Source organism: Nitrosomonas sp. (assembly GCF_019635155.1).
In the GTDB taxonomy this organism is placed as follows: Bacteria; Pseudomonadota; Gammaproteobacteria; order Burkholderiales; family Nitrosomonadaceae; genus Nitrosomonas.
Genome location: NZ_JAHBZY010000004.1, coordinates 159,543 through 175,980, shown reverse-complemented (window position 1 = coordinate 175,980; position 16,438 = coordinate 159,543). Strand labels below are relative to the sequence as shown.

General features: G+C 36.5%; 32 protein-coding genes. All 32 read left to right on the top strand.

Annotated features, from left to right (window positions below):
* Nucleotides 1-99: 99 nt before the first annotated feature.
* The 32 genes from rpsJ (at nt 100) to yihA (ending at nt 16,390) form a co-directional block, all read left to right on the top strand.
* Nucleotides 100-408 carry a 30S ribosomal protein S10 gene (rpsJ, locus tag KF839_RS04760; protein ID WP_110341483.1) on the top strand — a complete coding sequence of 103 codons (309 nt, stop codon included), beginning with the start codon at nt 100-102 and terminating at the stop codon, nt 406-408.
* 93 nt (nt 409-501) lie between these two features.
* Complete coding sequence (gene rplC, locus KF839_RS04755) at nt 502-1,143, top strand: 50S ribosomal protein L3 (protein WP_292916691.1); 642 nt, start codon at nt 502-504, stop codon at nt 1,141-1,143.
* A gap of 39 nt (nt 1,144-1,182) precedes the next feature.
* Nucleotides 1,183-1,797 carry a 50S ribosomal protein L4 gene (gene rplD, locus KF839_RS04750; protein WP_292916690.1) on the top strand — a complete coding sequence of 205 codons (615 nt, stop codon included), beginning with the start codon at nt 1,183-1,185 and terminating at the stop codon, nt 1,795-1,797.
* On the top strand, nt 1,794-2,129 hold the full coding sequence (rplW, locus tag KF839_RS04745) for a 50S ribosomal protein L23 (RefSeq protein ID WP_292916689.1): 336 nt from the start codon (nt 1,794-1,796) through the stop codon (nt 2,127-2,129). The genes rplD and rplW overlap by 4 nt, the downstream gene beginning before the upstream one ends.
* On the top strand, nt 2,129-2,962 hold the full coding sequence (gene rplB, locus KF839_RS04740) for a 50S ribosomal protein L2 (protein ID WP_292916688.1): 834 nt from the start codon (nt 2,129-2,131) through the stop codon (nt 2,960-2,962). Before rplW ends, rplB begins: the two co-directional genes overlap by 1 nt.
* Before the next feature lie 8 nt (nt 2,963-2,970).
* The gene (rpsS, locus tag KF839_RS04735) at nt 2,971-3,252 is read left to right on the top strand and encodes a 30S ribosomal protein S19 (RefSeq protein ID WP_292916687.1); all 282 of its coding nucleotides are present in this window, start codon (nt 2,971-2,973) and stop codon (nt 3,250-3,252) included.
* 9 nt (nt 3,253-3,261) lie between these two features.
* Nucleotides 3,262-3,609, top strand: a complete 348-nt coding sequence (gene rplV, locus KF839_RS04730; RefSeq protein ID WP_292916686.1) for a 50S ribosomal protein L22 — start codon at nt 3,262-3,264, stop codon at nt 3,607-3,609.
* A gap of 14 nt (nt 3,610-3,623) precedes the next feature.
* Nucleotides 3,624-4,397 carry a 30S ribosomal protein S3 gene (gene rpsC, locus KF839_RS04725; protein WP_292916685.1) on the top strand — a complete coding sequence of 258 codons (774 nt, stop codon included), beginning with the start codon at nt 3,624-3,626 and terminating at the stop codon, nt 4,395-4,397.
* A gap of 55 nt (nt 4,398-4,452) precedes the next feature.
* Nucleotides 4,453-4,869 carry a 50S ribosomal protein L16 gene (gene rplP / locus KF839_RS04720; RefSeq protein ID WP_292916684.1) on the top strand — a complete coding sequence of 139 codons (417 nt, stop codon included), beginning with the start codon at nt 4,453-4,455 and terminating at the stop codon, nt 4,867-4,869.
* Nucleotide 4,870: 1 nt separating this feature from the next.
* Nucleotides 4,871-5,068 (top strand): 50S ribosomal protein L29, encoded by a 198-nt coding sequence (gene rpmC / locus KF839_RS04715; RefSeq protein WP_292916683.1) that lies wholly within the window; start codon nt 4,871-4,873, stop codon nt 5,066-5,068.
* Nucleotides 5,058-5,321, top strand: coding sequence for a 30S ribosomal protein S17 (rpsQ, locus tag KF839_RS04710; protein WP_292916682.1), 264 nt, complete (start codon nt 5,058-5,060; stop codon nt 5,319-5,321). The genes rpmC and rpsQ overlap by 11 nt, the downstream gene beginning before the upstream one ends.
* A gap of 109 nt (nt 5,322-5,430) precedes the next feature.
* Nucleotides 5,431-5,799, top strand: a complete 369-nt coding sequence (gene rplN, locus KF839_RS04705) for a 50S ribosomal protein L14 (protein ID WP_292916681.1) — start codon at nt 5,431-5,433, stop codon at nt 5,797-5,799.
* Between the two features lie 14 nt (nt 5,800-5,813).
* Nucleotides 5,814-6,128 carry a 50S ribosomal protein L24 gene (rplX, locus tag KF839_RS04700; RefSeq protein ID WP_292916680.1) on the top strand — a complete coding sequence of 105 codons (315 nt, stop codon included), beginning with the start codon at nt 5,814-5,816 and terminating at the stop codon, nt 6,126-6,128.
* Nucleotides 6,129-6,146: 18 nt separating this feature from the next.
* Entirely contained in the window at nt 6,147-6,686 is a 540-nt protein-coding gene (gene rplE / locus KF839_RS04695; RefSeq protein ID WP_292916679.1) for a 50S ribosomal protein L5, read from the top strand.
* A 7-nt stretch (nt 6,687-6,693) separates the two neighbouring features.
* The gene (gene rpsN, locus KF839_RS04690) at nt 6,694-6,999 is read left to right on the top strand and encodes a 30S ribosomal protein S14 (RefSeq protein WP_292916678.1); all 306 of its coding nucleotides are present in this window, start codon (nt 6,694-6,696) and stop codon (nt 6,997-6,999) included.
* A 33-nt stretch (nt 7,000-7,032) separates the two neighbouring features.
* Nucleotides 7,033-7,428, top strand: coding sequence for a 30S ribosomal protein S8 (rpsH, locus tag KF839_RS04685; RefSeq protein ID WP_292916677.1), 396 nt, complete (start codon nt 7,033-7,035; stop codon nt 7,426-7,428).
* 19 nt (nt 7,429-7,447) lie between these two features.
* Complete coding sequence (gene rplF / locus KF839_RS04680) at nt 7,448-7,981, top strand: 50S ribosomal protein L6 (protein WP_292916676.1); 534 nt, start codon at nt 7,448-7,450, stop codon at nt 7,979-7,981.
* A gap of 11 nt (nt 7,982-7,992) precedes the next feature.
* Nucleotides 7,993-8,349: a 50S ribosomal protein L18 gene (gene rplR, locus KF839_RS04675; RefSeq protein WP_292916675.1), complete on the top strand. Its 357-nt coding sequence runs from the start codon at nt 7,993-7,995 to the stop codon at nt 8,347-8,349.
* Between the two features lie 9 nt (nt 8,350-8,358).
* Entirely contained in the window at nt 8,359-8,907 is a 549-nt protein-coding gene (rpsE, locus tag KF839_RS04670) for a 30S ribosomal protein S5 (RefSeq protein ID WP_292916674.1), read from the top strand.
* A complete protein-coding gene (gene rpmD, locus KF839_RS04665; protein WP_292916673.1) occupies nt 8,894-9,076 on the top strand; it encodes a 50S ribosomal protein L30 in 183 nt (60 codons plus the stop codon). The genes rpsE and rpmD overlap by 14 nt, the downstream gene beginning before the upstream one ends.
* 5 nt (nt 9,077-9,081) lie before the next feature.
* Nucleotides 9,082-9,534 (top strand): 50S ribosomal protein L15, encoded by a 453-nt coding sequence (gene rplO / locus KF839_RS04660; RefSeq protein WP_292916672.1) that lies wholly within the window; start codon nt 9,082-9,084, stop codon nt 9,532-9,534.
* Complete coding sequence (gene secY, locus KF839_RS04655) at nt 9,531-10,859, top strand: preprotein translocase subunit SecY (RefSeq protein ID WP_292916671.1); 1,329 nt, start codon at nt 9,531-9,533, stop codon at nt 10,857-10,859. The genes rplO and secY overlap by 4 nt, the downstream gene beginning before the upstream one ends.
* Nucleotides 10,860-10,893: 34 nt before the next feature.
* Complete coding sequence (gene infA / locus KF839_RS04650; RefSeq protein WP_013647126.1) at nt 10,894-11,112, top strand: translation initiation factor IF-1; 219 nt, start codon at nt 10,894-10,896, stop codon at nt 11,110-11,112.
* A 25-nt stretch (nt 11,113-11,137) separates the two neighbouring features.
* Complete coding sequence (rpmJ, locus tag KF839_RS04645) at nt 11,138-11,251, top strand: 50S ribosomal protein L36 (protein WP_292916670.1); 114 nt, start codon at nt 11,138-11,140, stop codon at nt 11,249-11,251.
* A 19-nt stretch (nt 11,252-11,270) separates the two neighbouring features.
* Nucleotides 11,271-11,630 carry a 30S ribosomal protein S13 gene (gene rpsM / locus KF839_RS04640; RefSeq protein WP_292916669.1) on the top strand — a complete coding sequence of 120 codons (360 nt, stop codon included), beginning with the start codon at nt 11,271-11,273 and terminating at the stop codon, nt 11,628-11,630.
* Nucleotides 11,631-11,660: 30 nt separating this feature from the next.
* Complete coding sequence (rpsK, locus tag KF839_RS04635) at nt 11,661-12,050, top strand: 30S ribosomal protein S11 (protein WP_292916668.1); 390 nt, start codon at nt 11,661-11,663, stop codon at nt 12,048-12,050.
* 9 nt (nt 12,051-12,059) lie between these two features.
* A complete protein-coding gene (gene rpsD / locus KF839_RS04630; RefSeq protein WP_292916667.1) occupies nt 12,060-12,686 on the top strand; it encodes a 30S ribosomal protein S4 in 627 nt (208 codons plus the stop codon).
* 38 nt (nt 12,687-12,724) lie between these two features.
* Entirely contained in the window at nt 12,725-13,726 is a 1,002-nt protein-coding gene (locus tag KF839_RS04625) for a DNA-directed RNA polymerase subunit alpha (protein WP_292916666.1), read from the top strand.
* A complete protein-coding gene (rplQ, locus tag KF839_RS04620; RefSeq protein WP_292916665.1) occupies nt 13,716-14,111 on the top strand; it encodes a 50S ribosomal protein L17 in 396 nt (131 codons plus the stop codon). Before KF839_RS04625 ends, rplQ begins: the two co-directional genes overlap by 11 nt.
* Nucleotides 14,112-14,125: 14 nt before the next feature.
* The gene (locus tag KF839_RS04615) at nt 14,126-15,016 is read left to right on the top strand and encodes a biotin--[acetyl-CoA-carboxylase] ligase (RefSeq protein ID WP_323802044.1); all 891 of its coding nucleotides are present in this window, start codon (nt 14,126-14,128) and stop codon (nt 15,014-15,016) included.
* Between the two features lie 7 nt (nt 15,017-15,023).
* Complete coding sequence (locus KF839_RS04610; protein WP_292916664.1) at nt 15,024-15,782, top strand: type III pantothenate kinase; 759 nt, start codon at nt 15,024-15,026, stop codon at nt 15,780-15,782.
* A gap of 11 nt (nt 15,783-15,793) precedes the next feature.
* On the top strand, nt 15,794-16,390 hold the full coding sequence (gene yihA / locus KF839_RS04605; RefSeq protein WP_292916663.1) for a ribosome biogenesis GTP-binding protein YihA/YsxC: 597 nt from the start codon (nt 15,794-15,796) through the stop codon (nt 16,388-16,390).
* Nucleotides 16,391-16,438: the final 48 nt, after the last annotated feature.

Sequence of the window (16,438 nt, the reverse complement as noted above, 5' to 3'; positions counted from 1 at the left end):
AGCCGGCGTCGTCGCAAAAATTATTGAATGATTTTGAGAGCTTGTTAGGAGTTGAATTCAATATGCACAAATATTGAATGTGAATACTAGGGAAATAAAATGCAAAGTCAAAAGATTAGAATTCGGCTTAAAGCTTTCGACTATCGATTAATAGATAAATCGGCGCTTGAGATTGTGGAAACAGCGAAAAGAACGGGAGCGGTTGTCAAGGGCCCCGTGCCTCTCCCGACTAGAATAGAGCGTTTTGATGTACTGCGATCACCGCATGTCAATAAAACTTCGCGGGATCAATTTGAAATCAGAACTCACTTACGCTTAATGGATATTATTGATCCTACGGACAAAACTGTCGATGCATTGATGAAATTAGATTTGCCGGCAGGAGTGGATGTAGAAATAAAATTGTAAACAGCATAAAAGTATTTGCTGCTATAGATAGATAATGGCTTCAAAGTTACTCCAATAAAAAGCAGAAAAAGAGTATCTCTATAGAGGATAAAAATGAGCTTAGGTTTAATCGGTCAAAAAATTGGAATGACAAGAATATTTACAGAGAGCGGCGATAGTTTGCCAGTAACTGTTATAGATATATCAAATAATAGAATTACTCAATTAAAAAGAAACAACACTGATGGCTATTGTGCAGTACAGCTTGCTTTTGGAAGTAAAAAGGCTAATCGTATATCAAAACCAAGTGCTGGGCACTACGCAAAAGCAGCCGTGGAAGCAGGGAAAATATTGAAAGAATTTAGAGTTTCAAATGAAGAAATAGAGCAATTAAATATTGGAACGGTAATTGACAGCAATATTTTTCAAGTCGGTCAAAAAGTAGATATCTCGGGAACAACAATTGGAAAGGGATATGCGGGAACAATTAAGTTGCACCATTTTTCATCGAATAGAACTAGCCATGGTAATTCGAAAGCACATAGAAAACCAGGCTCAATAGGAATGGCACAAGATCCAGGGCGGGTTTTTCCAGGCAAAAAGATGTCGGGACATATGGGGAACGTCAGAAGAACAACTCAGAATCTTGAAATACTAAGGATAGATAATGAAAGAAAATTGCTGTTAATAAAAGGTGCAATACCAGGTTCCAAAGGAAGCAATGTTTTCGTATGTCCGAGTATAAAATATAAGTAGATTAAACAAAATAATTAACAGCAATAAGGTGAATAAGCAATGGAACTTGAGCTTATTGGGAATGAGAAGCAAGGGAAAGTGACTGTTTCCGATCAAATTTTTGATAGAAAATATAATGAGACACTTGTGCATCAAGTAATCACTGCATATTTATCAAATGCAAGAATGGCTTCAAGAGCACAAAAGGGACGATCTGATGTGGCGAAATCCACAAGAAAGCCTTGGAGGCAAAAAGGAACAGGACGTGCAAGAGCTGGTATGGCATCAAGTCCTATTTGGCGTGGCGGTGGAAAAATTTTCCCAAACTCACCGAACGAGAATTACAAAAAGAAATTAAATAAGAAGATGTACCGAGCCGGCATGAGTGTAATTCTTTCTCAGTTAATAAGGGATAGTAGATTAGTCGTGGCGGATCGGATTAATGTCGAATCTCCAAGAACAAAAGAATTCATAAAGAAAATAGCATCTTTAGGCGTGAAAGAAGTTATGGTCATTACGCATGAAATTGATGAAAATTTATATCTATCTTCTCGGAATGTACCTCAAGTCTCTGTTGTTGAAGTGCAAAATGCCGATCCAGTAAGTTTATTAAAATTTAAAAAGATTTTGATTACTGCGGATGGATTAAGAAAATTTGAGGAGCTTCTGGCATGAGCGAATTTAAAATTAAACATGAAAGATTATTGAAAATAATTTTAGCTCCGCATATATCAGAAAAAGCAACCTTTGTTGGGGAGAAAAATAATCAAACCATTTTTCGTGTTGCACTCAATGCGACCAAAAAAGAAATAAAAGATGCGATCGAACTTTTATGGAAAGATCAGAAGATAGAAGTAAAGAGTGTAAAAACTATCACAATTAAAGGAAAGAAAAAAAGATTTGGACGCTTTTTGGGAGCCAGAAGTGATTGGAAAAAAGCAATAGTAAGTATCAAAGAAGGCCAAGAATTAAATTTTACTAATTTCTCAAGTACTGAGGCTAAGTAATGGCGCTAATAAAATTAAAACCAACGTCGCCGGGTAAAAGATCGGTAGTTAAATTAGTAAATAAGGAATTGCATAAAGGAAAGCCTTATAAGAGTTTAATTGAAAAGCAAAATAAAAAGGCAGGCCGTAATCACCATGGCCATATCACAGTTAGACACCATGGTGGGGGGCATAAACACCACTATCGTCTAATAGACTTTAAACGCAACAAAGATAATATTTTAGCAACAGTAGAAAGGATTGAATATGATCCGAATAGAACTGCGAATGTTGCCTTGTTGTGTTATCAAGACGGTGAAAGAAGATACATAATTGCTCCTAAGGGATTGTCTGTTGGATCAAAAATCAGTAGTGGAAGTAATGCGCAGATAAGGATCGGCGACGCGCTGCCATTGCGGAATATTCCGATGGGCACTGTCATTCATTGCGTCGAGTTACTTCCAGGAAAGGGTGCACAGTTGGCCAGATCGGCGGGAGCATCAGCGCAATTGCAAGCCAGAGAAGGGAATTACGCGCAAATTAAATTACGTTCAGGCGAAATGCGCCGAGTTCATATTGATTGTCGAGCAACCATCGGTGAAGTTGGAAATATGGAACATAATCTACGATCAATAGGAAAAGCTGGTGCTGTGAGATGGCGTGGTGTAAGACCAACAGTAAGGGGGGTAGCAATGAATCCTATAGACCATCCTCATGGAGGCGGTGAAGGTAGAACGTCAGCCGGAAGACATCCAGTAAGCCCATGGGGTGTGCCCGCGAAGGGGTATAGAACTCGAAATAATAAACGAACAGAAACAATGATTGTAAGGCATCGTTATTCAAAAAGAGGTTAGTTAAATAAATGGCACGCTCAATTAAAAAGGGACCATTCGTAGATATTCATTTACAGAATAAAGTTGAAAAGGCTCGTGAAAAGAATGAGAAAAAACCCATTAAAACTTGGTCAAGGCGTTCGACAATAATACCTGACTTCATTGGATTTACTGTGGCTGTGCACAACGGAAAACAGCACATACCGGTTTTTGTAACCGAAAATATGGTTGGTCATAAATTTGGTGAGTTTTCGCTGACAAGGACATTTAAAGGACATGCCGGTGATAAAAAGGCCGTAACGAAACGTTAGGAAATGATGATGGAAACAATGGCGATTTTAAGAGGTGCTCGTTTGTCAGCCCAAAAGGGAAGGTTGGTGGCAGATCAAATAAGGGGATTACCAGTCGATAAAGCTTTACATATATTGCAATTTAGCCCTAAGAAGGGTGCCGCTATTATGCGCATGTTGTTAGAATCTGCCATCGCAAACGCAGAGCACAATGATGGGGCAGATATTGATGAGCTTATTATCACTTCTGTTTACGTCGATAGAGGAATGTTCATGAAACGTACGAGTCCTAGAGCTAAAGGACGCGGAAACAGGATTCTTAAACCTACTTGTCATATATCGCTGACAGTAGGCGATAATATTGAGAAATTAAAATAAGGTTATAATAGTCCATGGGACAAAAAATACATCCAATAGGCTTTCGGCTATCAGTAAATAAAAACTGGCAATCTCGTTGGTATGCAAATAGTAATGATTTTGCCAAAATGCTTAATGAAGATATAAAGGTTCGTCATTTTCTACATGAAAAATTAAAGAATGCATCTGTAGGGAGAATTCTGATAGAACGACCATCGAAGAATGCAAGGATTACAATATTTAGCTCAAGGCCTGGGGTTGTTATCGGTAAGAAAGGAGAGGATATAGAAGTTTTACGTAGTGAGCTTCAAAAAAGAGTGGACGTCCCTGTTCATGTTAACATAGAAGAAATTCGTAAACCTGAATTGGATGCGCAGCTAATTGCTGACAATATTGCTCAGCAATTGGAAAAAAGGATAATGTTTCGACGTGCAATGAAAAGAGCCATGCAAAATGCGATGAGGCTTGGAGCACAAGGAATAAAGATTATGAGTTCAGGTCGGTTAAATGGCATCGAGATTGCTCGGACAGAATGGTATCGTGAAGGAAGAGTTCCGCTACATACAATAAGAGCTGATTTAGATTATGGAACAGCGCAAGCTCAAACGACCTATGGAATTATAGGCATAAAAGTATGGATTTTTAAAGGTGAAATTCTTGGAAAAAATGAATTGAATTTATCATCACACAATAATGCAAATTCAGATAATGAGAAAAGAAAGATATCTAAAAAATCAATCATTAATATATCTGACGGTGATTTAAAAACTACCTCCAATGTTGATAATAAAACTGTTGCAGAAGAATGATGATCGTGCTGATTAAATTTGCACAGCAATAACGTTGATATAACTGGAGAAATTAATGCTTCAACCATCAAGAACGAAATACAGAAAACAACAGAAAGGCAGAAATACAGGTATAGCAACCCGGGGAGCTAAAGTTAGTTTTGGCGAATATGGTTTAAAGGCTATAGGTCGCGGACGATTGACAGCTAGACAGATAGAGGCTGCTAGACGTGCAATGACAAGGCATATTAAACGAGGGGGGAGAATTTGGATAAGAATATTTCCAGACAAGCCAATCTCTCAAAAACCAGCAGAAGTTAGGATGGGGAATGGCAAAGGCAGTCCAGAATATTATGTTGCTGAAATTCAACCAGGTAAAGTATTATATGAAATGGATGGTGTAAATGAAGAATTGGCTAAAGAAGCTTTTTTATTAGCTGCAGCAAAATTGCCAATTAGAACAGCCTTTATCGTCAGACAAATTGGTGTATAGAATGAACGTTAATGATTTGAGACTCAAGAAATTGCATGAGTTGAACGAGGAGCTTTTGTTATTGTTAAAAGTTCAGTTTAGTTTGCGCATGCAGCATGCCACACAGCAGCTAGTAAATACAAAACAAATTAAAAAAAATCGAAAAGATATCGCTAGAGTAAAGACTGTAATTTCTCAAAAAAATAATTATGAACAATGAAAACATAAAACGCAGTTTAAGCGGTAAGGTTGTCAATAAAAAGATGAACAAGACAGTTACTATTCTTATAGAGCGTAGACTAAAACATTCTCTATATGAGAAATTTATTACTCGATCTAAAAAATATCAAGTTCATGATGAAGAAAATAATTCAGAAATTGGAGATATTGTTTTGATTGAAGAATGTCGTCCAATTTCAAAAACCAAAAATTGGAAAGTAAAAGAATTGATTGCCAAAAAGAAAAATGATTAGCTTTAATCCTTTGCAAAAGAGCGGTGTTGAATTTTTGAAAGCAATTACAACGAGATTATTTATTTTAATAGAATTCGCGTAATTGTGAAATTAAAAATAGAGAAGACATATGATACAGATGCAATCTAAATTACGCGTGGCTGATAACACAGGCGCAAGATCTCTTATGTGTATAAAAGTATTGGGGGGGTCAAAAAGACAATATGCTTACATTGGTGATATCATTAAAGTAAGTGTTAAGGATGCAGCACCAAGAGGGAGAGTTAAGAAAGGAGAAGTTTATAATGCGATTGTAGTACGCACAACCAAAGGTGTGCGTCGCATTGATGGTTCATTGTTGAAATTTGATGATAATGCAGCTGTTCTATTAAATAATAAGTTAGAGCCTATTGGAACAAGGATTTTTGGTCCGGTCACAAGGGAATTACGAAATGCTAAGTTCATGAAAATTGTTTCATTGGCTCCTGAGGTTTTATGATATGGTGAATCAAGATGTCAAAAATTAAAAAAGGCGATGAAATAATAGTTATTACAGGTAAAGATAAAGGTAAAAAAGGAGCTGTATTACGTGTAATAAAAAGCGATCAATTAATCGTGCAGGGAGTCAATACTGTCAAAAAGCATCAGAAGCCAAATCCAGCAACTGGAGTTACTGGAGGAATAATAGATCAAGAGATGCCAGTTCACATTTCAAATGTTGCTATTTATAATTTCAAAATTAATAAAAGTGACAAAATAAAAATAAGCATTAATTCTGAAAAAAGAAAAACCAGGATTTTTAAATCTACAGGTGAGCTAATTGGATAATATTGGGAGTAGTTATATATGGCTCGATTAAAGGAATATTATCAGAGTATTATTGTGAAAAAATTAATGAATGATTTTAATTATAAGTCTGTGATGGAAGTACCCAGAATTTCAAAGATAACGCTTAATATTGGGTTAGGGGAAGCGACCACAGATAAAAAAATAATTGAAAATGCTGTGTCAGATTTAAAAAGAATTAGCGGGCAGCAGCCCGTTGTTACGCGTGCTAAGAAATCAATCGCAACCTTTAAAGTGAGGAAGGATTATCCTATCGGATGCAAAGTGACATTGCGGCACGTTCGAATGTATGAGTTCTTAGATAGATTAATTGGCATTGCATTGCCAAGGGTTCGTGATTTTAGAGGAATATCAAGTAAAGCATTTGATGGCAGAGGAAATTATAATTTGGGGATTAAAGAACAGATAATATTTCCCGAGATTGATTATGATAAAATTGATAATTTGCGTGGAATGAATATATCAATTACGACTACCGCAAGAAATGATATGGAAGCAAAAGCATTGTTAGAAGCTTTTCATTTTCCTTTTAAGAGTTGAGAATAAGATGGCCAAACTTTCATTAATCAATAGGAATATAAAAAGAAAAAGAATGGTTGAGAGATATGCCAAAAAGAGAATTCAACTTATAGAGTCAATTCATAATTCCTCATTGTCACCTGAAGAGCGGGCTGAGGCGCGTACCGCTTTGCAATTGCTTCCTAAGAATTCTAGTCCTGTGCGGTTAAGAAACAGATGTGAATTAACAGGACGACCTAGAGGGGTTTACTCTAAATTTGGTTTGGGGAGAATTAAATTGAGAGAAATTGCTATGAGTGGCAAAATTCCCGGAATAACAAAAGCAAGTTGGTAATCCTTGATCATATTTAAATAAGCGGAGTAGTTGATGAGTTTAAGCGATCCAATTTCTGATATGTTGACTAGAATTAGAAATGCTCAAATGGCATATAAAACGCATGCTAAGATGCCGAGTTCGAAGTTGAAAGTTGCAATTGCTAATGTGCTAAAAGATGAAGGCTATATTTATGGATTTGAAGTAGTAGAAGCATCGAAAAAAAGTAGCTTAATAATCAGTCTAAAGTATCATTGTGGTAATTCGGTTATTGAAGAGATAAAACGTATAAGCAAGCCAGGATTGAGGATATACAAATCACGAGATAGGTTGCCAGAAGTGAAAAACGGCCTTGGGATTGCTATCGTTTCAACATCGAAAGGTGTTATGACAAATCAAAAAGCTAAAATTCTAGGAATAGGTGGTGAATTATTATGTTCTGTAGTTTAATTTGTGAGATTTTTATAATATGTCACGAGTAAGTAGTAATCCTATTAGTATACCTAAAGACGTTGAGATTGTTAGGCTGGATAGAGAAATATCGATTAAAGGACCGTTAGGCGTAATTAATCAAAATATTCCAGAAGAAATTAACGTAAAGGTGGGAGATGGTTATTTAGCAGTAAAGAATAACGTTCAAACTTTACGAGCGAATGCTATGGCAGGTACTTTAAGAATGTTACTTGCTAATATGGTTAAAGGCGTAACTATAGGGTTTGAGAAAAAACTCCAATTGGTTGGTGTTGGATATCGAGCACAAGTAAATCAAAATAAAATTAATTTATCGCTTGGTTTTTCGCATCCGATTGATCATGAGATCCCTTATGGAATCAAAATAGAAACACCAACACAGACTGAGATTGTTATTAAAGGTATTGATAAGCAGAAAGTTGGTCAAGTTGCTGCTGATATACGCTCATATAGAAGGCCAGAGCCCTATAAAGGCAAGGGGATTCGGTATAGTGATGAATTAATTGTGTTAAAAGAAACTAAGAAAAAATAATTGAGTTTTATATGAAAAGTAATAAAGATAGAAGATTGCTTAGATCTAAACAAACAAGAATTAGGATAGCAAATAATGAGATAATGCGATTATCAGTGCATCGTACTAATTCGCATATATATGCTCAGCTTATTGATGACAAAAAGAATATTGTAATAACTCAAGCATCAACGCTTGAAAAAGATTTTAGAAAAGAAATAATTAATGGTGGGAATATTGCTGCAGCAATTATAGTCGGTAAAAAAATTGCTCAGAATGCCAAGAAATGCGGAATATCTAAGATTGCTTTTGATAGATCTGGTTACCGTTATCATGGGCGTGTTAAAGCTTTAGCAGAAGCTGCACGTGAAGAAGGTTTAATTTTCTAGATAATTATAATGTCTAAATTAAGTAAAACAAATAATAAAACGAGCGTAGAAGAAGATAGCGGAGATAATCTACGTGAAAAAATGGTGGCAATTAACCGTGTTACAAAAGTTGTTAAAGGAGGCAGAATATTAGGGTTTGCTGCTCTTACTGTAGTCGGAGATGGTGATGGTGGAGTTGGCATGGGAAAAGGCAAAGCAAGAGAAGTTCCAGTAGCTGTGCAAAAAGCCATGGATGAAGCTCGAAAAAAGATTGTAAAAATAAAATTGAGGGGTGGAACGATTTATCATCCGATTACGGCATCTCATGGCGCGGCAAAAGTTTACATGCAGCCCGCACCAGAAGGTACTGGTATTATTGCGGGTGGACCAATGCGTGCAATATTTGAGGTAATGGGAATGACTAACATTTTAGCTAAGTGTATCGGGTCGACGAATCCATATAACGTTGTTCGTGCTACGCTAAAAGGATTGAGTTCCATGAGTACTCCAGCGGAGATCGCTGCAAAAAGAAATAAAAGTGTTGAAGATATTTTAGGTAAAAATTATGAACGACAATAAGACTGTTAAGATTACTTTAGTGCGAAGTCTTATCGGTACAAAAAAATCTCATCGTGAAACTATTAGAGGTTTGGGTTTAAAAAAAATTAATAGCTACTCGATTCTAAATGATACTCCAGCAATTCGCGGAATGATAAGAAAAGTTTGCTATCTTCTAAGATGTGAGTAAATTATATGCAATTAAATACGATAAAATCTTCCAAAGGAACTAAAAGAAATAAATTGAGGGTCGGACGTGGGATTGGTAGCGGGCATGGAAAAACATGCGGCAGAGGTCATAAAGGACAAAAATCACGGTCAGGTGGGTTTCATAAAGTTGGATTTGAAGGCGGTCAAATGCCAATCCAACGTCGTTTGCCTAAGAAAGGATTTATTAGTCATACCGCCAAAGATAGCATATCACTGAAATTATCAGATCTCATGAATTTAGATGGTAATGAAATTATTGATCTGAGTCTACTTAAGTCAAAAAAAATAATTTCTCATAAGATACGTAGAGTAAAAATTTATAACCCATCGGATAATGTTAAAAAAATTAACTTTATAAATATTTTTGCGAGTAAAAGTGTAAAAAATCAGATTGAAAATAATGGTGGGGCACTAAAGTTTCGTGAGGAAGCAAATTGACAACGAAGGTTTTATTGCAAAAACCAGTCGATAAATTCGCGGACCTTAAAAGACGGTTATGGTTTTTGTTTTTAGCACTCATAGTATATAGAATAGGTGCCCATGTCCCTGTTCCTGGTATTGATCCTGCTGTACTGAAAGATTTATTTAATTCTCAAGAAAATGGTGTTTTGGGAATGTTTAATATGTTTTCAGGAGGCGCATTATCACGATTCTCGATTTTTGCTTTAGGTATTATGCCATATATTTCGGCATCTATTATCATGCAATTAGGAACAGTTGCTGTGCCGCATTTGGAGGCATTGAAAAAAGAAGGTGAAAGCGGAAGGAAAAAAATAACCCAATATACACGTTATGGAACACTGATGCTAGCTTTAGTGCAAAGTTATGGAATATCAATTGCTTTGCAATCTCAAAATGGTTTGGTGATAGTGCCTGGTGGGATGTTTGTGCTTACAACTGTAGTAACATTAGTTACAGGTACTATATTTCTAATGTGGCTAGGAGAGCAAATTACTGAAAGAGGCATCGGAAATGGTATATCTTTAATTATATTTGCTGGTATAGCTGCCGGATTGCCGAGTGCGATTGGTGGAACTTTAGATCTAGTTAGTACAGGGTCTATGCATTTTCTTGTTGCTTTGGGAATTTTTGTCGCTGCTGCGGTAGTTACTTGTATAGTTGTTTTTATAGAGAAGGGGCAGCGCAGGATTTTAGTAAATTATGCTAAACGCCAGGTTGGTCGTAAAATATTTGGGGGACAAAGTTCTCATTTGCCGCTTAAAATTAATATGGCGGGAGTTATACCGCCAATTTTCGCATCAAGTATAATTTTGTTTCCTGCTACGTTAGCGGGGTGGTTTGCTAATAATGATTCTATGTTATGGCTCAAAGATATCAGTGGTGCTTTGGCACCAGGTCAACCTATCTATGTCATTCTTTATGCAGTAATGATTATTTTCTTTTGTTTTTTCTATACTGCATTAGTGTTTAATCCAAAAGAAACTTCTGATAATCTTAAGAAAAGTGGCGCTTTTATACCGGGAATTAGACCTGGAGAACAGACTACTCACTATATAGAAAGCATCATGTTGAGACTGACATTGACTGGTTCACTTTACGTAACGCTTGTTTGTCTATTGCCAGAATTTTTGATTCTCAAATGGAATGTTCCCTTTTATTTTGGTGGAACATCGTTGTTGATAATAGTGATTGTGACTATGGATTTTATGTCTCAAGTTCAATCTCATGTTATGTCATCACAATATGATAGCTTGCTAAAGAAAGCTAACTTGAAAGGAAATGGCAGAGTACCTATGCATTGATGTTATCGAATTTGTACAATAAATTAAAAAACATATGGCAAAAGAAGAAACGATACAAATGCAGGGTGAAATTCTAGAAACACTACCAAATGCAACTTTTCGAGTAAAATTAGAAAATGGACATATAGTTCTAGGTCACATATCTGGAAAGATGAGAATGCACTACATAAGAATTTTACCAGGAGATAAGGTTACAGTTGATCTGACTCCTTATGACCTAACGAGGGCACGAATTACATTTCGAGCAAAGTGAAAAACGCATACTAAGTGGATAAATAATGAAAGTAAATGCATCAGTGAAGAAATTATGTAGAAAATGTAAAATCATAAGACGCAAAAGGATTGTGCGTGTAATATGTGAGGATCCGCGCCATAAACAACGTCAAGGTTAAATATTAAACAGGATTAAGAATGACTCGTATTGCAGGTGTGAATTTACCAAATCATCAACATGTTGGTATAGCGTTAACTTCTATTTATGGAATTGGTCGTACGAGATCATCCATAATATGCAGATCTGTTGGTGTTGAGATAGATAAAAAACTCAAAGATCTATCGGATAAACAAATAGATGATTTGCGAGACCAAATCACAAAATTTACTGTTGAAGGTGATTTACGGCGTGAAGTTTCAATGAATATTAAGCGATTGATGGACCTGGGATGTTATCGAGGACTTCGTCATCGTAAAGGATTGCCCGTTCGTGGTCAACGTACAAGAACTAATGCAAGAACGCGAAAGGGGCCAAGAAAAGCAATCAGAGCAAGGTAGAATTGTATTTTTTATAGGAATGATAATCTGATGGCAAAAGTAGTTTCAAAAATACGAAAGAAAATAAAGAAGAATGTTTCAGAAGGTATTGCACACATCCATGCTTCTTTTAATAATACTATCGTCACTATAACTGATCGGCAAGGTAATGCTCTATCTTGGGCAACATCGGGTGGTGCTGGTTTTAAAGGCTCTAGAAAAAGCACACCTTTCGCAGCCCAAGTTGCTGCAGAAAACGCTAGTAAGATTGCCATTGAATGTGGGGTTAGGAATTTAGAGGTGCGGGTAAAAGGGCCTGGACCAGGAAGAGACTCTGCAGTACGAGCTCTAAATTCTGCTGGATTCAAAATAACAAGTATCTCTGACGTTACTCCAGTTCCGCATAATGGTTGTCGTCCACCCAAAAAGAGACGTATTTAGGAGATCATATTGGCTAGAAATCTTGAACCAAAATGTAAGCAATGTCGTCGTGAAGGCGAGAAACTTTTTCTCAAAGGAGAAAAATGCTTTACTGATAAATGCGCTATAGAAAGAAGAAATTACCCTGCTGGTCAGCATGGCCAAAAGAAAGGGCGTTTATCAGACTATGGCGTTCAGCTGAGAGAGAAGCAGAAAATAAAAAAAATATATGGGGTTCTTGAAAACCAATTTCGGAATATTTATAAGAATGCTGATCGCCAGAAAGGTGTAACCGGTGTAAATTTGATGCAAATTTTAGAATGTAGACTTGATAATGTGACATATTTGATGGGATTCGGATCTTCGCGTTCCGAGGCTCGCCAAATTGTGCGACATAATAATATTCTTGTTAATGGAAAACGAACTAATATACCTGCATATCAAGTGAAGCCCGGTGATAAAATTGAGGTCTTAGCTAAAGCAAAGAATCAGTTAAGAATTAAAACTGCAATAAACTCTGCAGAAGGTCGTACTTTCCCAATATGGCTTGACATGAATGTAAAAGAGATGCAGGGTGTATTTAAATCAAAGCCAGATCGAACTGATATCTCATCAACTATTAATGAATCCTTAGTTGTTGAATTGTATTCAAAATAATTAATAATCGATTCGATTGCTAAAATAAGGGACTTTTTATGCATGGTCATGATTTATTAACACCGCGCATTGTTGATGTACAAAATATTTCTCCGTTGCATGCTACTGTCGTGATGGAGCCTTTTGAACGAGGCTACGGACATACACTGGGTAATGCTTTACGTCGCATATTATTGTCATCGATGGTTGGATTTGCTCCGACTGAAGTGAAAATAGCTGGTGTTTTGCATGAGTACTCGTCGATTGATGGTGTGCAAGAGGATGTAGTCGATATTCTTTTAAATATAAAAGGGATTATTCTTAAACTTCATAATAATGACGAAGCTGTTCTTACTTTAAAGAAATCTGGAAAAGGCTTAGTTACAGCGGGTGATTTTGAGACCGGGCATGATATAGAAATTATTAATCCTGATCACATAATTGCTCATTTAACCTCTGATGGAAAAATCGATATTCAATTAAAAATTGAAAAAGGCAGGGGTTATGTGCCTGCAACTTTAAGAAGGAATAAAAATCAGGATAATAGTGTAGGAACGATATTACTTGATGCATCTTTTAGTCCGATAAAACGTGTAAGTTATGTTGTTGAAAGCGCTCGTGTAGAGCAGCGCACTGACTTAGACAAGCTAGTCATTGATTTGGAAACAAATGGAATCGTCGAACCCGAAGAAGCTATTCGTTATGCTGCAAGGGTTTTGGTTCAGCAATTATCTGTTTTCGCTGATTTGGAAAGCACGCCGTTACCGAAAGAACAACCACAGACTCCGCAAATAGACCCAATATTATTAAGACCCGTCGATGATTTAGAATTGACAGTTAGATCGGCTAATTGTCTTAAAGTAGAAAATATTTACTATATTGGAGATTTGATTCAGCGAACAGAAGCGGAATTATTACGAACTCCGAATCTAGGTAGAAAATCTCTTAATGAGATCAAAGAGGTTTTAGCTGCACGGGAGCTTACCTTAGGAATGAAATTAGATAATTGGCCACCACCTAATTTAGATAATCTAGTTAAGGATATTAATCATGCGTCATAGTTGTGCTTTAAGAAAATTAAATCGAAGCAGTAGTCATCGCTTATCGATGCTTCGTAATATGAGTAATTCTTTATTACGATATGAAGCTATTAAAACAACGTTACCAAAAGCTAAAGAACTAAGACGGTTTATTGAGCCTGTAATAACTTTGGGAAAAAAACCATCATTAGCAAACAGGCGATTAGCTTTTAATAAACTTAGAAACCGTGAAAATGTTGTTAAAATCTTTGCGGAACTTGGTTTACGCTATAACGAGAGGCCGGGTGGATACTTGAGGATTCTTAAATTTGGATTTAGAAAAGGAGATAATGCTCCGATGGCGATAGTTGAACTTGTTGATCGCCCCAATTTAGACTTAACTGAAGATGACCAGAATCAGGCGTAATGCTTATTTGATTTCTGTCGCTCAATATAATATTCCACATATATATCTTCTGGAGTTTATTAATTCATAGTTATCGTGATACTTATGGTCTTGATGATGTAATCTGGCTAAATTGTGATGAAATTCTGAATTCATGTTTTTTTTCTGCAGATTTAATTCAATTAACTGTTCTTGATAGTATTGATTCCACAAATAATTATCTCCTTCAAAAGCTATCTATAGATTCAGTAGATACTCATAAGCTATATGTTGTTGTTTCCGAGCTTCAGATGAATGGAAGAGGGCGGCACGGTCGCGTATGGCACAGTGGATTAGCTAACTGTCTGACATTGTCCGTGTTATGGCGTTTTGATAGAGACTTGACACATCTCGCAGGCCTGAGTTTGGTGGTAGGTCTTGCGATTGTCCGAAGTCTTCGTTTTTTTTCGGCAGAAGATATAAGACTTAAGTGGCCAAACGATATTATCTTTAATAATGAAAAGCTTGCCGGAATATTAACAGAGATCAAAAGTATTGATGGATCGGCTTTTGCTGTAATAGGTATTGGAATAAATTTTTATTTGCCAGATTCCTTGAGATTACTTATTAATCAAGATATAACTGATTTATATCAAATTACTGGAAGATATTTGAATCGAAATCACCTCCTCGGTTCATTGCTTTCGGAGTTACGAAGCACTCTTGAAGATTTCGATCGGTATGGGTTTCAAATTTTTAAAGATGAATGGACCAAAAATCATGCATATGAAGATTGTTTTGTTTCTTTAAAACTTCCGACTGGTGAGAGAATTGATGGAATTGTGCGTGGTGTTAATGATGCTGGTGCACTTAATTTGGCGACTTGCAATGGTGAACATTCATATAATATCGGGGATGTTTCGTTAAGACTCAAATCAATTATTTAATTTATTAATGTCAAGAATTTTAGTTATCGATTCTGGTAACTCTTATTTTAAATGGGGTTTTTATCAAGAGGATTCATGGTTAGCTAAGGGAGAAATCGCGAATGCGGAAATTATCTCTTTATCGAATGTTTTTGAAAGACTGCCGTGCCCTTTGTTTATTATCATTTCCCACGTGACTGATAATATTTCAAAAAGCGATATTGAGGAAATAATATCGTTATGGCCTATAAATCCCTATTGGTTACGTGCGGGAACATTTCAATGTGAAGTCTTTAATGGTTATCACCTGCCAGATCAACTAGGAAGCGATCGTTGGGCTGCTCTTATTGCGGCCTGGAATACTCATCACAAAGCCTGCTTGGTAGTGAATGTTGGTACTGCAGTTACCATTGATGCACTCTCTGATGCAGGAGAATTTCTTGGTGGAGTAATTTTACCTAGCGCACACTCAATGCGTGACTGCTTACAATCAAGAACACAATTAAAAAATTTACGAATCGGTTTTTTTCAAACTTTCCCTCAAACGACAGATGATGCTGTGCATAGTGGCTTAATGCATTGTGTATTGGGTGCGATTGAGCGTATTTATCAGATAATTTCTGAAAAATTGAAATCACCAAACTTGAAGTGTTTCGTTAGCGGGGGGGGCTGTGCTGAACTTATCCCATTTTTTAAAATACCTGTGGAGAGCATAGATAACTTGGTTATGGAAGGGCTTGTCATTATTGCTAATGATATTATGTTTAGTCGTAAAAAATATGAGTGATAACTGATCGTATGCCTCTTTTCCACAATGTTTCTTTTTTTACGTCTGCTTATGAAGAACGGGATTTGCCTCCACCAGCAGGCGTCGAAATTGCGTTTGCTGGGAGATCAAATGCTGGTAAATCAAGTGTTATTAATACCTTAACAAACCAGAATCGTCTGGCTTTTGTAAGTAAAACCCCTGGAAGGACACAACATATTAATTTTTTCCAAGTAAATACTGGGAAGTTTCTGGTTGACTTACCTGGATACGGTTATGCGAAAGTACCAGCTTCGGTGATACAACATTGGCAAAAAGTCTTAGAAAACTATTTACAGACTCGCCAATCCTTAAAGGGATTGATATTAATCATGGATATTCGCCATCCTTTGAAAACATTAGATATTAGAATGCTGGATTGGTTTACGCCAAGAGGAAAAGCCGTTCATATTTTGTTGACGAAAGCTGATAAACTTAGTAAACAACAGGCAAACAGCACATTAAAGGAAGTAAATACGTATCTTGGTACTGCTTATTCCAATTGTAGTGTACAGTTATTTTCGAGCCAATCAGCCTTAGGCGTTGATACTGCATTTTCAGTTATTGATGGGTGGTTTAATGACGAGTAACCAGATAGATGATTCGACTCGAAAAGAACCCCGGCTAAAGGGGAGTAA

What these genes read in the sequence shown, in the direction of transcription:
- rpsJ (WP_110341483.1), top strand. Translation starts at nt 100, where the DNA reads ATGCAAAGTCAAAAGATTAGAATTCGGCTTAAAGCTTTCGACTATCGA.
- rplC (WP_292916691.1), top strand. Translation starts at nt 502, where the DNA reads ATGAGCTTAGGTTTAATCGGTCAAAAAATTGGAATGACAAGAATATTT.
- rplD (WP_292916690.1), top strand. Translation starts at nt 1,183, where the DNA reads ATGGAACTTGAGCTTATTGGGAATGAGAAGCAAGGGAAAGTGACTGTT.
- rplW (WP_292916689.1), top strand. Translation starts at nt 1,794, where the DNA reads ATGAGCGAATTTAAAATTAAACATGAAAGATTATTGAAAATAATTTTA.
- rplB (WP_292916688.1), top strand. Translation starts at nt 2,129, where the DNA reads ATGGCGCTAATAAAATTAAAACCAACGTCGCCGGGTAAAAGATCGGTA.
- rpsS (WP_292916687.1), top strand. Translation starts at nt 2,971, where the DNA reads ATGGCACGCTCAATTAAAAAGGGACCATTCGTAGATATTCATTTACAG.
- rplV (WP_292916686.1), top strand. Translation starts at nt 3,262, where the DNA reads ATGGAAACAATGGCGATTTTAAGAGGTGCTCGTTTGTCAGCCCAAAAG.
- rpsC (WP_292916685.1), top strand. Translation starts at nt 3,624, where the DNA reads ATGGGACAAAAAATACATCCAATAGGCTTTCGGCTATCAGTAAATAAA.
- rplP (WP_292916684.1), top strand. Translation starts at nt 4,453, where the DNA reads ATGCTTCAACCATCAAGAACGAAATACAGAAAACAACAGAAAGGCAGA.
- rpmC (WP_292916683.1), top strand. Translation starts at nt 4,871, where the DNA reads ATGAACGTTAATGATTTGAGACTCAAGAAATTGCATGAGTTGAACGAG.
- rpsQ (WP_292916682.1), top strand. Translation starts at nt 5,058, where the DNA reads ATGAACAATGAAAACATAAAACGCAGTTTAAGCGGTAAGGTTGTCAAT.
- rplN (WP_292916681.1), top strand. Translation starts at nt 5,431, where the DNA reads ATGATACAGATGCAATCTAAATTACGCGTGGCTGATAACACAGGCGCA.
- rplX (WP_292916680.1), top strand. Translation starts at nt 5,814, where the DNA reads ATGTCAAAAATTAAAAAAGGCGATGAAATAATAGTTATTACAGGTAAA.
- rplE (WP_292916679.1), top strand. Translation starts at nt 6,147, where the DNA reads ATGGCTCGATTAAAGGAATATTATCAGAGTATTATTGTGAAAAAATTA.
- rpsN (WP_292916678.1), top strand. Translation starts at nt 6,694, where the DNA reads ATGGCCAAACTTTCATTAATCAATAGGAATATAAAAAGAAAAAGAATG.
- rpsH (WP_292916677.1), top strand. Translation starts at nt 7,033, where the DNA reads ATGAGTTTAAGCGATCCAATTTCTGATATGTTGACTAGAATTAGAAAT.
- rplF (WP_292916676.1), top strand. Translation starts at nt 7,448, where the DNA reads ATGTCACGAGTAAGTAGTAATCCTATTAGTATACCTAAAGACGTTGAG.
- rplR (WP_292916675.1), top strand. Translation starts at nt 7,993, where the DNA reads ATGAAAAGTAATAAAGATAGAAGATTGCTTAGATCTAAACAAACAAGA.
- rpsE (WP_292916674.1), top strand. Translation starts at nt 8,359, where the DNA reads ATGTCTAAATTAAGTAAAACAAATAATAAAACGAGCGTAGAAGAAGAT.
- rpmD (WP_292916673.1), top strand. Translation starts at nt 8,894, where the DNA reads ATGAACGACAATAAGACTGTTAAGATTACTTTAGTGCGAAGTCTTATC.
- rplO (WP_292916672.1), top strand. Translation starts at nt 9,082, where the DNA reads ATGCAATTAAATACGATAAAATCTTCCAAAGGAACTAAAAGAAATAAA.
- infA (WP_013647126.1), top strand. Translation starts at nt 10,894, where the DNA reads ATGGCAAAAGAAGAAACGATACAAATGCAGGGTGAAATTCTAGAAACA.
- rpmJ (WP_292916670.1), top strand. Translation starts at nt 11,138, where the DNA reads ATGAAAGTAAATGCATCAGTGAAGAAATTATGTAGAAAATGTAAAATC.
- rpsM (WP_292916669.1), top strand. Translation starts at nt 11,271, where the DNA reads ATGACTCGTATTGCAGGTGTGAATTTACCAAATCATCAACATGTTGGT.
- rpsK (WP_292916668.1), top strand. Translation starts at nt 11,661, where the DNA reads ATGGCAAAAGTAGTTTCAAAAATACGAAAGAAAATAAAGAAGAATGTT.
- KF839_RS04625 (WP_292916666.1), top strand. Translation starts at nt 12,725, where the DNA reads ATGCATGGTCATGATTTATTAACACCGCGCATTGTTGATGTACAAAAT.
- rplQ (WP_292916665.1), top strand. Translation starts at nt 13,716, where the DNA reads ATGCGTCATAGTTGTGCTTTAAGAAAATTAAATCGAAGCAGTAGTCAT.
- KF839_RS04610 (WP_292916664.1), top strand. Translation starts at nt 15,024, where the DNA reads ATGTCAAGAATTTTAGTTATCGATTCTGGTAACTCTTATTTTAAATGG.
- yihA (WP_292916663.1), top strand. Translation starts at nt 15,794, where the DNA reads ATGCCTCTTTTCCACAATGTTTCTTTTTTTACGTCTGCTTATGAAGAA.